Raw genomic sequence first — 13,598 nt, 5'->3', positions numbered from 1 at the left:
GCAGTGATATTGAAGGCCTCATCGGGGGCAAGCCCCCTCCCACCTTCTGATGTGTGAATACAGTCAAATGTGGGAGGGGGCTTGCCCCCGATAGCCGCGCCTCGATCTACTTGCCGAGTGGAATCTTCGGCGCCCAGGTCAGCCACTCATCCTCGAACTTGTCGAACAGTGCAAAGGTCTGCTGCGGCCGTGCCGGGTTGCCCATGCGCTCGCCTTCAGGCGTGGCAAAGGCGATACCGCCGGCAACCAACGTCTCCAGGGACTCGGTACGCACCGTCGCGCCCTTGAACAAGCCGAAGTCGAGCCCGAAGCCGCTGGTGTTCCAGAAGCGACTGCCACTGCGTACCAACGGCGCGTATTTGGGCTCGATCAGGATGTGCACCAGGACACGGTCGGCGGTCTGTCCCAGCTCATAGCCGGTAACTTTGCCCACGGTGACTTCACGGTAGGTGACGGGCACGCCTTCCTTGAGCGAACCACGGCGTGCGGCGCTGAGTGTCAGGCTCAGGCCGGCCTCTTGGCGGACAGCCTCAGGCGGTTGGGCAAGGGCGACAAAGCTCTTCTGCGGGCCGGCATTTTTCGCGGCCGGTTGCACTTCGATGTATTGACCCGTGACCAGGGTTTCCAGATTTGCCGTCTTCATCAGGCCCAATTCGGGCTTGACCACCCAGAACTGGCTGCCAACCCGGGCAATACGGTCCGCAACTTGGGTGATACGCGCCTTGAGCAGCACCGATTGCATGTCGGCACTCAGGTCCACGCTCTCGAGCTTGCCCACTTCCAGGCCTTTGAAGCGCACCGGCGTGCCCGGGCTCAAGCCGTCGGCGCGATCGACCTTGATGGTGACCAGGGTGCCATGCTGATTGGCAGCGTCCCGATCAGCAAACAAGCGGAAACGGGGGATGCGTCGTTTCAGCGGCACATTCGGTTCCGGCGTTTCGAAGGCGATACCGCCGGCCATCAGACTGGCCAGGGATTCACTTTTCACCTGAATACCGCCGGTAAGCCCACCGGTGAGGGTGACACCGCTGGCATTCCAGAAACGTGTCGAACCGTTGACCAGGCTTTCATACTCTTTCTCGATATGAACGCCGATCACTAATTGCTTTTTTTTGCGTGAAAACTGGTAGCTCTGTACCGAACCAACCTTGACCTGCTTGTACAGAATCGGGCTGCCGACATCCAGCGAGCCGAGGTTGTCGGTGAGCAACACCATGTGCAGGCCTGGGGAGCGCAGGTCCAAAGGTGGCGCCTTGGCGCGCGCCACGTATTCACGTTGTGGCGCAGTGCCTTTGTCGCCGGGGCGGATGGCGATGTAGTTCCCTTTAACCAGGGCCTCCAGGCCGGTAATGCCGGCCAGGGAGATGGATGGCTTGACCACCCAGAATTGCGTGTCCTGAACCAGGTAGTCTTCGGCCAATGGGTCGAGGGTCAATTCAGCGCTGGCGCTGGACAGGTCCGGGTCGATCTTCAGGGTCTTCAGGCTGCCGACCTGGATACCTTTGTACATCACGGGAGTGCGTCCAGCCTGCAGGCCTTCGAAATCGGTGAGCTTGACCTTGACCTTGATGCCCGCGGCGGCGGCGTCGAAATCCTCGTACAAGCGGAAAGGCAGGCTCGGGTCGGTTGGCGGGCTGTCCTTGCGGTTTTCCGGGGTGGCAAAGGCAATACCACCGGCGACGATACTGGAGAGGGATTCACTGCGCACCTTCACACCGGACAGATTGGCGTCGATGCTTATGCCGCTGGCGTTCCAGAAACGGGTATGTTTGCGCACCAGGTTGGCGTAGGTTGGTTCGATATAGACCTTGATCTCAACCGTACTCTGGTCTTCAGACAGCAAGTAACTTTTGACCTGCCCCACCTGGATCTGCTTGTAGAACACCGGGCTGCCACGGTTCAGCGAACCCAGACGATCAGCCTTGAGGGTCAGGTGCAGGCCGGGCTTGGCGTCGGATAACGGCGGCTCCTCGGAAAGCGCCTTGAATTTGCGGGTGGGCTCACCATCCCCGGGGCTTGCGGCGATGTAGTTGCCCGAGACCAGGGTTTCCAGGCCAGTGATGCCGGCGAGGCTGACGCTCGGTTTGACCAGCCAGAAGCGGGTGTTGGTCTTGAGGTATTGTTCGACGTCCTTGTTCATCTCGATGGTGGCAATCACCCCGCGATTGCTGCCTTCGTCATCCAGCGCCAAGGCCTTGACCTTGCCCACCGTCATCCCTTTGTAGACCACTTCGGTCTTGTTGACTTGAATGCCTTCGCCGCTTTCAAAGCGGACCTGAATCTCGATACCTTGCTGGGAGTAGGCACGCCACCCCAGCCAGCCACCGATGATCAGGGCGATCAGGGGCAACACCCAGATGGCCGACCAGTTGGACGCAGGGCGGGTTTTAGCTTTAGGCAAATCACTCATGGTCGTCATCCGACTCCGTGTTATCCCAAATCAGTCGGGGATCGAAGGTTACTGCGGCAAACATCGTCAAGATCACCACACTGGCGAACGCTGCAGCGCCAAGATTGGCCTCGACACTGGCAAGCCGCCCAAAGTTTACGACCGCCACCAGGATGGCGATCACGAAGATATCCAGCATGGACCAGCGACCGATGAATTCGATAAAGCGGTACATGATAATGCGTTGTTGCGCAGACAGCGGTTGTCGGCGCTGCACCGAAAATAGCAGCAGGCCGATGCCCACAAGCTTGAACGTCGGCACCAGGATACTGGCGATGAACACCACGGCGGCAATCGGAAACATGCCGTGCTGTACCAGTTGGATCACGCCGGACATGATGGTGCTCGGGTCGCCTTGGCCGAGAGAGTTGACGGTCATGATCGGCAGCAGGTTGGCCGGGATGTACAGGATCGCCGCACTCACCAGCAGTGCCCAGGTGCGTATGAGGCTATTGGGACGACGCGGGTGGATCAGCGCACCGCAACGGGTGCAGAGTTGCTCGTCGGCATCGGCTTGCTGCTTGTTCAATTCATGGCATTCGGTACAAATCAGAATGCCTGCATCAATTGCCCGCATGGTCATTCTCTCCTGACAGCGCTTGCCAGATCTGGTGGGGTGACATCACCACCTCGAGCAGAATCTGAACCATTAACAGACTGACGAAGCAGACCAGACCCAAGCCAAGCGTAATGGAGGCCATGTCAGCCAGCTTCACAAGTGCCACCAGTACGCCCATCAGGTAGACCTCCAGCATTCCCCAGTCTTTCATATGGTGGTAGATGCGATAGAACAGCAGTCCATAACTGCGACCGATGCTCCAGCGGATACTGAGCAGCACAGCCAGTTGGCACAACAATTTGAGCAGGGGGATGCCCATGCTGCACAGGAAAACCACAGCGGCAACGCCTTGCATTCCGGTGTTGAACAGGCCGACTACGCCGGTCCACACGGTATCCTCCGAGGACTGCCCGAGTAGATTGAGCTGCATGATGGGTAAAAAATTCGCGGGGATATACAGCAGCAGTGCTGCCAACACCAAGGCGAGGCTGCGCTCGACGACGTTGTGACGATGAGCGTAGAGCTCGTAACCGCAACGTGGGCATTCAGCCTTCTCACCGAGGGCGAGCGAGGGTTTGCGCATCAGCAAGTCGCACTCATGGCATGCCACCAAGTCGTCCAGGGGTAAATCCGACACCTCAAGGGCATCAACCGGATCGGGCATAAATAGGGCTCGGGCTCTAAAAAAGGTTAGGTGCCTATTCTAGTGGTCTGGTTCAGAAATAACTGTGCAAATTTGTCGGAGGTGGTGAGGGAGTGTTGGCACTTTTCGACCGCCCAAAACAAAACCCCATCTGCTTTCGCAAATGGGGTTTCGGAATTTAATCTTGACGATGACCTACTCTCACATGGGGAAACCCCACACTACCATCGGCGATGCATCGTTTCACTACTGAGTTCGGGATGGGATCAGGTGGTTCCAATGCTCTATGGTCGTCAAGAAATTCGGGTACTGAGTCGTGACCATGTGGCCTCGCTTCAGCAAATTGGGTATGGGATAGAAGTCGGTGTTTTGTGAGCATCGAACTTTCGGTTCATTGCGTCTTCACACACCGCAATCTGATGCTCTCTCGAGTAGTCAAATTGCTTGGGTGTTATATGGTCAAGCCTCACGGGCAATTAGTATTGGTTAGCTCAACGCCTCACAGCGCTTACACACCCAACCTATCAACGTCGTAGTCTTCGACGGCCCTTCAGGGGACTCAAGGTCCCAGTGAGATCTCATCTTGAGGCTAGTTTCCCGCTTAGATGCTTTCAGCGGTTATCTATTCCGAACATAGCTACCCGGCAATGCCACTGGCGTGACAACCGGAACACCAGAGGTTCGTCCACTCCGGTCCTCTCGTACTAGGAGCAGCCCCTCTCAAATCTCAAACGTCCACGGCAGATAGGGACCGAACTGTCTCACGACGTTCTAAACCCAGCTCGCGTACCACTTTAAATGGCGAACAGCCATACCCTTGGGACCGGCTTCAGCCCCAGGATGTGATGAGCCGACATCGAGGTGCCAAACACCGCCGTCGATATGAACTCTTGGGCGGTATCAGCCTGTTATCCCCGGAGTACCTTTTATCCGTTGAGCGATGGCCCTTCCATACAGAACCACCGGATCACTAAGACCTACTTTCGTACCTGCTCGACGTGTCTGTCTCGCAGTCAAGCGCGCTTTTGCCTTTATACTCTACGACCGATTTCCGACCGGTCTGAGCGCACCTTCGTACTCCTCCGTTACTCTTTAGGAGGAGACCGCCCCAGTCAAACTACCCACCATACACTGTCCTCGATCCGGATAACGGACCTGAGTTAGAACCTCAAAGTTGCCAGGGTGGTATTTCAAGGTTGGCTCCACGCGAACTGGCGTCCACGCTTCAAAGCCTCCCACCTATCCTACACAAGCAAATTCAAAGTCCAGTGCAAAGCTATAGTAAAGGTTCACGGGGTCTTTCCGTCTAGCCGCGGATACACTGCATCTTCACAGCGATTTCAATTTCACTGAGTCTCGGGTGGAGACAGCGCCGCCATCGTTACGCCATTCGTGCAGGTCGGAACTTACCCGACAAGGAATTTCGCTACCTTAGGACCGTTATAGTTACGGCCGCCGTTTACCGGGGCTTCGATCAAGAGCTTCGCGTTAGCTAACCCCATCAATTAACCTTCCGGCACCGGGCAGGCGTCACACCCTATACGTCCACTTTCGTGTTTGCAGAGTGCTGTGTTTTTAATAAACAGTCGCAGCGGCCTGGTATCTTCGACCGGCATGAGCTTACGGAGCAAGTCCTTCACCCTCACCGGCGCACCTTCTCCCGAAGTTACGGTGCCATTTTGCCTAGTTCCTTCACCCGAGTTCTCTCAAGCGCCTTGGTATTCTCTACCCAACCACCTGTGTCGGTTTGGGGTACGGTTCCTGGTTACCTGAAGCTTAGAAGCTTTTCTTGGAAGCATGGCATCAACCACTTCGTCGTCTAAAAGACAACTCGTCATCAGCTCTCGGCCTTAGAATCCCGGATTTACCTAAGATTCCAGCCTACCACCTTAAACTTGGACAACCAACGCCAAGCTGGCCTAGCCTTCTCCGTCCCTCCATCGCAATAACCAGAAGTACAGGAATATTAACCTGTTTTCCATCGACTACGCTTTTCAGCCTCGCCTTAGGGACCGACTAACCCTGCGTCGATTAACGTTGCGCAGGAAACCTTGGTCTTTCGGCGTGGGTGTTTTTCACACCCATTGTCGTTACTCATGTCAGCATTCGCACTTCTGATACCTCCAGCAAGCTTCTCAACTCACCTTCACAGGCTTACAGAACGCTCCTCTACCGCATCACTTGCGTGATACCCGTAGCTTCGGTGTATGGTTTGAGCCCCGTTACATCTTCCGCGCAGGCCGACTCGACTAGTGAGCTATTACGCTTTCTTTAAAGGGTGGCTGCTTCTAAGCCAACCTCCTAGCTGTCTAAGCCTTCCCACATCGTTTCCCACTTAACCATAACTTTGGGACCTTAGCTGACGGTCTGGGTTGTTTCCCTTTTCACGACGGACGTTAGCACCCGCCGTGTGTCTCCCATGCTCGGCACTTGTAGGTATTCGGAGTTTGCATCGGTTTGGTAAGTCGGGATGACCCCCTAGCCGAAACAGTGCTCTACCCCCTACAGTGATACATGAGGCGCTACCTAAATAGCTTTCGAGGAGAACCAGCTATCTCCGAGCTTGATTAGCCTTTCACTCCGATCCACAGGTCATCCGCTAACTTTTCAACGGTAGTCGGTTCGGTCCTCCAGTTAGTGTTACCCAACCTTCAACCTGCCCATGGATAGATCGCCCGGTTTCGGGTCTATTCCCAGCGACTAGACGCCCTATTAAGACTCGCTTTCGCTACGCCTCCCCTATTCGGTTAAGCTCGCCACTGAAAATAAGTCGCTGACCCATTATACAAAAGGTACGCAGTCACCTAACAAAGTAGGCTCCCACTGCTTGTACGCATACGGTTTCAGGATCTATTTCACTCCCCTCTCCGGGGTTCTTTTCGCCTTTCCCTCACGGTACTAGTTCACTATCGGTCAGTCAGTAGTATTTAGCCTTGGAGGATGGTCCCCCCATATTCAGACAAAGTTTCTCGTGCTCCGTCCTACTCGATTTCATGACTAAGAGATTTTCGCGTACAGGGCTATCACCCACTATGGCCGCACTTTCCAGAGCGTTCCGCTAATCTCAAAGCCACTTAAGGGCTAGTCCCCGTTCGCTCGCCACTACTAAGGGAATCTCGGTTGATTTCTTTTCCTCAGGGTACTTAGATGTTTCAGTTCCCCTGGTTCGCTCCATACACCTATGTATTCAGTGTAAGGTAACCATCTTATGATGGCTGGGTTCCCCCATTCAGACATCTCCGGATCAAAGTCTGTTTGCCGACTCCCCGAAGCTTTTCGCAGGCTACCACGTCTTTCATCGCCTCTGACTGCCAAGGCATCCACCGTATGCGCTTCTTCACTTGACCATATAACCCCAAGCAATCTGGTTATACTGTGAAGACAACATTCGCCGAAAATTCGATCATACTCAATTAAGAGCGACTCACAAATTTTACCTTAGCCTGAGCCGTTACCAGTGAAAGTAACGTTCAGTCTATCTTTCTATCACATACCCAAATTTTTAAAGAACGATCTAATCAAAGACTAGAAATCAATATTCACAGCGGAATACTCATTTCTAAACTCTAACAGCAGAAACAGTTAATGGTGGAGCCAAACGGGATCGAACCGTTGACCTCCTGCGTGCAAGGCAGGCGCTCTCCCAGCTGAGCTATGGCCCCATAACAAAATTGGTGGGTCTGGGCAGATTCGAACTGCCGACCTCACCCTTATCAGGGGTGCGCTCTAACCAACTGAGCTACAGACCCAATTTCGAGCGCAACTGATTAGCTAAGAGCTATCAGCTTGGAGCTTAAAGCTGCTTCTATCGTCTTCTTCAATGAATCAAGCAATTCGTGTGGGAACTTATGGAGCAGCTGATGTCGTCGATTAAGGAGGTGATCCAGCCGCAGGTTCCCCTACGGCTACCTTGTTACGACTTCACCCCAGTCATGAATCACACCGTGGTAACCGTCCTCCCGAAGGTTAGACTAGCTACTTCTGGTGCAACCCACTCCCATGGTGTGACGGGCGGTGTGTACAAGGCCCGGGAACGTATTCACCGCGACATTCTGATTCGCGATTACTAGCGATTCCGACTTCACGCAGTCGAGTTGCAGACTGCGATCCGGACTACGATCGGTTTTCTGGGATTAGCTCCACCTCGCGGCTTGGCAACCCTCTGTACCGACCATTGTAGCACGTGTGTAGCCCAGGCCGTAAGGGCCATGATGACTTGACGTCATCCCCACCTTCCTCCGGTTTGTCACCGGCAGTCTCCTTAGAGTGCCCACCATGACGTGCTGGTAACTAAGGACAAGGGTTGCGCTCGTTACGGGACTTAACCCAACATCTCACGACACGAGCTGACGACAGCCATGCAGCACCTGTCTCAATGTTCCCGAAGGCACCAATCCATCTCTGGAAAGTTCATTGGATGTCAAGGCCTGGTAAGGTTCTTCGCGTTGCTTCGAATTAAACCACATGCTCCACCGCTTGTGCGGGCCCCCGTCAATTCATTTGAGTTTTAACCTTGCGGCCGTACTCCCCAGGCGGTCAACTTAATGCGTTAGCTGCGCCACTAAGAGCTCAAGGCTCCCAACGGCTAGTTGACATCGTTTACGGCGTGGACTACCAGGGTATCTAATCCTGTTTGCTCCCCACGCTTTCGCACCTCAGTGTCAGTGTTGGTCCAGGTGGTCGCCTTCGCCACTGGTGTTCCTTCCTATATCTACGCATTTCACCGCTACACAGGAAATTCCACCACCCTCTACCACACTCTAGTCAGTCAGTTTTGAATGCAGTTCCCAGGTTGAGCCCGGGGATTTCACATCCAACTTAACAAACCACCTACGCGCGCTTTACGCCCAGTAATTCCGATTAACGCTTGCACCCTCTGTATTACCGCGGCTGCTGGCACAGAGTTAGCCGGTGCTTATTCTGTCGGTAACGTCAAAACAATCACGTATTAGGTAACTGCCCTTCCTCCCAACTTAAAGTGCTTTACAATCCGAAGACCTTCTTCACACACGCGGCATGGCTGGATCAGGCTTTCGCCCATTGTCCAATATTCCCCACTGCTGCCTCCCGTAGGAGTCTGGACCGTGTCTCAGTTCCAGTGTGACTGATCATCCTCTCAGACCAGTTACGGATCGTCGCCTTGGTGAGCCATTACCTCACCAACTAGCTAATCCGACCTAGGCTCATCTGATAGCGCAAGGCCCGAAGGTCCCCTGCTTTCTCCCGTAGGACGTATGCGGTATTAGCGTCCGTTTCCGAACGTTATCCCCCACTACCAGGCAGATTCCTAGGCATTACTCACCCGTCCGCCGCTCTCAAGAGAAGCAAGCTTCTCTCTACCGCTCGACTTGCATGTGTTAGGCCTGCCGCCAGCGTTCAATCTGAGCCATGATCAAACTCTTCAGTTCAAACATCTTTGGGTTTTTAAGAAACCCTAAACTTGGCTCAGCAATCGTTGGTTACATCTTTGATTTCTCGCGGAGTAACTGTGATGCTGATAATCTTGTTGACTATCAGTCTGACCCCACAAGCACCCACACGAATTGCTTGATTCAGTTGTTAAAGAGCGGTTGGTTAAGAGCTATTCGTCTCAACCGAGGCGCGCATTCTACAGCAGCCTCATTTGCTGTCAAGCGGTTATTTTCAGAAGTTTTCGAAGATTTCTTCAACAACTTCAACCACTTGCGCTTGCGATCTCTCGTAAGCGGGAGGCGAATTCTACAGCGTTACACGCTGCTGTCAACACCTCTTTTTCAACTTCCTTTTGGCTTCGATGGACTGAAGCAACCTGCTATCGAAACCTACTTAACTCATTGTTTACCAAGGAGTTTTCAGTTTCGACTGCGCCGGAAGTGGGGCGAATTATAGGCGCCCAGAATCTGCCGTCAACCTTCTTTTTCACATTTCTGTCATATAGGTCAAAAAGCCCAGAAAACGCAAAGGCCGGCCCCAAGGGGCCGGCCTTCTATTCACCCAACCTTACAGGCTCGGGAAAGCGAACTGCGATGCCTCATGGCTGGCTCGCTGCGGCCAACGCTGAGTGATCGCTTTGCGACGGGTATAGAACCGCACCCCATCCGGCCCATAGGCGTGCAGGTCGCCAAACAGCGAACGCTTCCAGCCGCCGAAGCTGTGATAAGCCACCGGCACCGGCAGCGGAACGTTGACCCCCACCATGCCCACTTCTATTTCATCGCAGAACAGACGCGCCGCCTCACCGTCACGGGTGAAGATGCAGGTGCCGTTGCCGTATTCATGATCGTTGATCAGTTGCATCGCAGCTTCCAGGCTGTCCACCCGCACCACGCACAACACTGGCCCGAAGATCTCTTCTTTATAGATACGCATCTCGGGGGTCACGCGATCAAACAGGCTGCCACCGAGGAAGAACCCATGTTCATGCCCGGCAACGCTCAAGCCGCGACCATCGACGACTAACTCGGCCCCCGCCGACACACCGTCTTCTATATAGCCACTGACCTTATCCCGCGCCTGCCCCGTCACCAGCGGCCCCATATCCAAGCCACAGGTTGTGCCCGCGCCGATCTTCAACGCCTTGACCTGCGGCACCAGCTTGGCGATCAACGCATCCGCCACCTGGTCCCCCACGCACACCGCCACCGAGATCGCCATGCAACGCTCGCCGCAGGAGCCATATGCCGCGCCCATCAAGGCACTGACGGCGTTATCCAGATCCGCATCGGGCATAAGCACCGCGTGGTTCTTCGCCCCGCCCAGTGCCTGCACGCGCTTACCGCGTTTGGTCGCTTCGGCATAGATGTATTCGGCAATCGGCGTCGATCCTACAAAGCTAAGCGCCTTTACCTCGGGCGCCTCGATCAAAGCGTCCACTGCACCCTTGTCACCGTGTACTACGCTCAGCACGCCTTTAGGCAGACCCGCTTCCTGCAACAATTGCGCGATCAACAACGTTGAACTCGGGTCACGCTCCGACGGTTTGAGGATGAAACAGTTACCGCACACAATCGCCAGCGGATACATCCACAACGGCACCATCGCCGGGAAGTTGAACGGCGTAATCCCCGCCACCACGCCCAGCGGCTGAAAATCCGACCAGGCATCAATGTTCGGCCCCACGTTGCGGCTGTATTCGCCCTTGAGAATTTCCGGCGCCGAGCACGCGTACTCCACATTCTCGATGCCACGCTTCAACTCACCGGCGGCATCCTCCAGCGTCTTGCCGTGCTCTTCGCTGATCAACTGCGAAATACGCGCTTCGTTCTGTTCCAGCAACTGCTTGAAACGAAACATCACCTGCGCACGTTTGGCCGGCGGCGTATTCCGCCAGGCCGGGAACGCTGCCTTGGCCGCGTCGATCGCCTGTTGAATGGTTTCGCGACTGGCCAACGGCACCTGGTGAATCACCTGGCCAGTAGACGGGTTGTACACGTCGGCACTGCGACCGCTGTCGTTGACCAGCTCACCGTTGATCAAATGCTGGATAAGGCTCATGCAGGGCTCCTGAAAAGTTGTTCTATATAGAAGGAGAAATCAGTCGATCTTGTTCAACACTTCACCGACCGCATCGAACAGGCGATCCAAGTCCTGCGGCTTGCTGTTGAAGGTTGGCCCGAACTGCAGGGTGTCACCGCCGAAGCGCACATAGAAACCGGCTTTCCACAGCGCCATGCCGGCCTCGAACGGACGCACGATCGCATCACCGTCGCGCGGGGCAATCTGGATGGCCCCGGCCAGGCCGTAGTTACGAATATCAACCACATTCTTGCTGCCCTTCAAGCCATGCAACGCATTCTCAAAGTGCGGTGCGACTTCGGCTACGCTCTGCACGAGATTTTCCTTCTGCAGCAGGTCGAGTGCCGCGAGGCCGGCCGCGCAGGCCACCGGGTGCGCCGAATAGGTGTAGCCGTGGGGGAATTCCACCGCGTACTCGGGTGTCGCCTGGTTCATGAAGGTCTGATAGATCTCGCTGCTGGCAATCACCGCGCCCATGGGAATCGCGCCGTTGGTGACTTGCTTGGCGATGCACATCAGGTCCGGGGTCACGCCAAAACTGTCGGCGCCGAACATCGAACCTGTGCGGCCGAAACCGGTGATCACTTCGTCGAACACCAACAGGATGTTGTGCTGATCGCAGATTTCACGCAGGCGCTTGAGATAACCCTGTGGCGGCACCAGCACGCCTGCAGAACCGGCCATTGGCTCGACGAACACCGCAGCAATGTTCGAAGCATCATGCAGCTCGATCAGCTTGAGCAACTCATCGGCTAACGCGATACCGCCCAGCTCCGGCATGCCACGCGAGAACGCATTGCTCGCCAGCAAGGTATGCGGCAGATGGTCAACGTCCATCATGGCCTGGCCGAACAGCTTACGGTTACCGTTGACGCCGCCAAGGCTGGTGCCGGCAATGTTCACCCCGTGGTACCCACGGGCGCGGCCGATCATTTTGGTCTTGGTAGCCTGGCCCTTCAGGCGCCAGTAGGCACGCACCATCTTCACCGCAGTGTCGGCACACTCGGAGCCGGAGTCGGTGAAGAACACATGGTTCAGGTTGCCCGGGGTCAGGTCGGTGATTTTTTCCGCCAACTGAAAGGACAACGGATGACCGTATTGGAAGCCCGGTGAGTAGTCCAAGGTGCCCAACTGTTTGGCCACCGCTTCCTGGATTTCCTTGCGTGTATGCCCGGCGCCGCACGTCCACAGGCCCGACAGCGAGTCGTAGACCTTGCGCCCCTTGTCATCGGTCAACCAACTGCCCTCGGCCGCCACGATCAGGCGCGGATCACGCTGAAAGTTGCGGTTGGCGGTGTAAGGCATCCAGTGAGCATCCAGCTTGAGTTGGCTGGCCAGGGACGATGGGGCGTTTTCCGGCATGTTCATCAGCAAAACCTCGCAAGGCAAAAGGCAGCGTCGGGATTGAAAAAGCGTTGTTGCAGCTAAATTGCCACGGGGATAAAGTCGGTGAAATTCAACTCTTCTAACCTTCAGTCAGGACTTCACTAAACTATGAGCCGTCGTCCCGACCCCCTCGCCCAGGTCAGCGACTTTGATATACGCTTGCTGCGCATCTTTCGCAGCGTGGTGGAGTGCGGCGGGTTTTCGGCGGCGGAAACCGTACTGGGGATTGGTCGCTCGGCCATCAGCCAGCAAATGAGCGACTTGGAACAGCGCCTTGGGCTGAGGCTCTGTCAACGCGGCCGCGCCGGCTTCTCACTGACTGAAGAAGGCCGCGAGGTCTATCAGTCGGCGTTGCAACTGTTGAGTGCCCTGGAAAGTTTTCGCACCGAGGTCAATGGCCTGCACCAGCACTTGCGTGGAGAGCTGATCATCGGTCTCACCGACAACCTCGTCACCCTGCCCCATATGCGCATTACCCACGCCCTGGCGCAGTTGAAGGAGCGCGGCCCGGACGTGCAGATCCAGATCCGCATGATCGCCCCCAATGAAGTGGAGCAAGGCGTACTCGATGGCCGTCTGCACGTTGGCGTGGTGCCCCAGGCCAGCGCGTTGTCAGGCCTGGAATACCAACCGCTGTACAGCGAGCGCTCGCTGCTCTATTGCGCGGTCGGCCACCCGCTGTTTTATGCCGACGACAAGCAACTGGACGACGCACGGCTCGACAGCCAGGACGCCATCGCCCCGACCTTCCGCTTGCCCGCCGAGATTCAGGCCCACTACCAGGCGCTCAATTGCACGGCCAGTGCCTCGGACCGCGAAGGCATGGCGTTCCTGATCCTCACCGGCCGTTATATCGGCTACCTGCCCGACCACTACGCCAGCCTGTGGGTACAACAAGGCCGACTCCGCGCGCTGAAATCGGCTACACGGTTTTACGATTTAAGCCTGGCATCGGTCACGCGCAAGGGCCGCCGCCCCCATTTGGTGCTGGAAAGCTTCCTGGAAAGCCTGGCAGCAACGCGCTAGTTCGGGCCCCGCAAAAAAAGCTGAGCAGGTGGACAGTTTTT

General features: G+C 55.8%; 6 protein-coding genes, 2 tRNA genes and 3 rRNA genes. 1 reads left to right on the top strand and 10 read right to left on the bottom strand.

Annotated features, from left to right (window positions below; all coding sequences use genetic code 11):
- Positions 1-106 precede the first annotated feature (106 nt).
- The 10 genes from C4J88_RS03315 to C4J88_RS03265 all read right to left on the bottom strand — a co-directional run bounded on the left by C4J88_RS03315 (position 107) and on the right by C4J88_RS03265 (position 12,513).
- Positions 107-2,410 carry a PqiB family protein gene (locus tag C4J88_RS03315; RefSeq protein ID WP_124406211.1) on the bottom strand — a complete coding sequence of 768 codons (2,304 nt, stop codon included), beginning with the start codon at positions 2,408-2,410 and terminating at the stop codon, positions 107-109.
- Positions 2,403-3,026: a paraquat-inducible protein A gene (locus C4J88_RS03310; protein ID WP_124406210.1), complete on the bottom strand. Its 624-nt coding sequence runs from the start codon at positions 3,024-3,026 to the stop codon at positions 2,403-2,405. The genes C4J88_RS03315 and C4J88_RS03310 overlap by 8 nt, the downstream gene beginning before the upstream one ends.
- Positions 3,013-3,672 (bottom strand): paraquat-inducible protein A, encoded by a 660-nt coding sequence (locus tag C4J88_RS03305; protein ID WP_124406209.1) that lies wholly within the window; start codon positions 3,670-3,672, stop codon positions 3,013-3,015. The genes C4J88_RS03310 and C4J88_RS03305 overlap by 14 nt, the downstream gene beginning before the upstream one ends.
- Positions 3,673-3,833: 161 nt before the next feature.
- A 5S ribosomal RNA gene (gene rrf / locus C4J88_RS03300) occupies positions 3,834-3,949 on the bottom strand.
- A 157-nt stretch (positions 3,950-4,106) separates the two neighbouring features.
- A 23S ribosomal RNA gene (locus C4J88_RS03295) occupies positions 4,107-6,998 on the bottom strand.
- Positions 6,999-7,237: 239 nt separating this feature from the next.
- Positions 7,238-7,313 (bottom strand) — tRNA-Ala (locus tag C4J88_RS03290).
- Between the two features lie 10 nt (positions 7,314-7,323).
- Positions 7,324-7,400 (bottom strand) — tRNA-Ile (locus C4J88_RS03285).
- A gap of 122 nt (positions 7,401-7,522) precedes the next feature.
- Positions 7,523-9,059, bottom strand: a 16S ribosomal RNA gene (locus tag C4J88_RS03280).
- Together the 16S, 23S and 5S rRNA genes with 2 tRNA genes alongside form the textbook arrangement of a ribosomal RNA operon.
- Before the next feature lie 571 nt (positions 9,060-9,630).
- Positions 9,631-11,124: a CoA-acylating methylmalonate-semialdehyde dehydrogenase gene (locus C4J88_RS03270; RefSeq protein ID WP_124369482.1), complete on the bottom strand. Its 1,494-nt coding sequence runs from the start codon at positions 11,122-11,124 to the stop codon at positions 9,631-9,633.
- Positions 11,125-11,163: 39 nt separating this feature from the next.
- The gene (locus tag C4J88_RS03265) at positions 11,164-12,513 is read right to left on the bottom strand and encodes an aspartate aminotransferase family protein (RefSeq protein ID WP_124402993.1); all 1,350 of its coding nucleotides are present in this window, start codon (positions 12,511-12,513) and stop codon (positions 11,164-11,166) included.
- Positions 12,514-12,639: 126 nt separating this feature from the next.
- Between C4J88_RS03265 and C4J88_RS03260 the strand changes: the two genes are divergently transcribed.
- Positions 12,640-13,557, top strand: coding sequence for a LysR family transcriptional regulator (locus C4J88_RS03260; RefSeq protein WP_124369480.1), 918 nt, complete (start codon positions 12,640-12,642; stop codon positions 13,555-13,557).
- The last annotated feature ends 41 nt before the right edge of the window (positions 13,558-13,598 follow it).

Source organism: Pseudomonas sp. R4-39-08 (assembly GCF_003852275.1).
Taxonomy (GTDB): Bacteria; Pseudomonadota; Gammaproteobacteria; order Pseudomonadales; family Pseudomonadaceae; genus Aquipseudomonas.
Note: the sequence above shows the minus strand (reverse complement) of the source record. Positions and strands in the feature narration are given on the sequence as shown.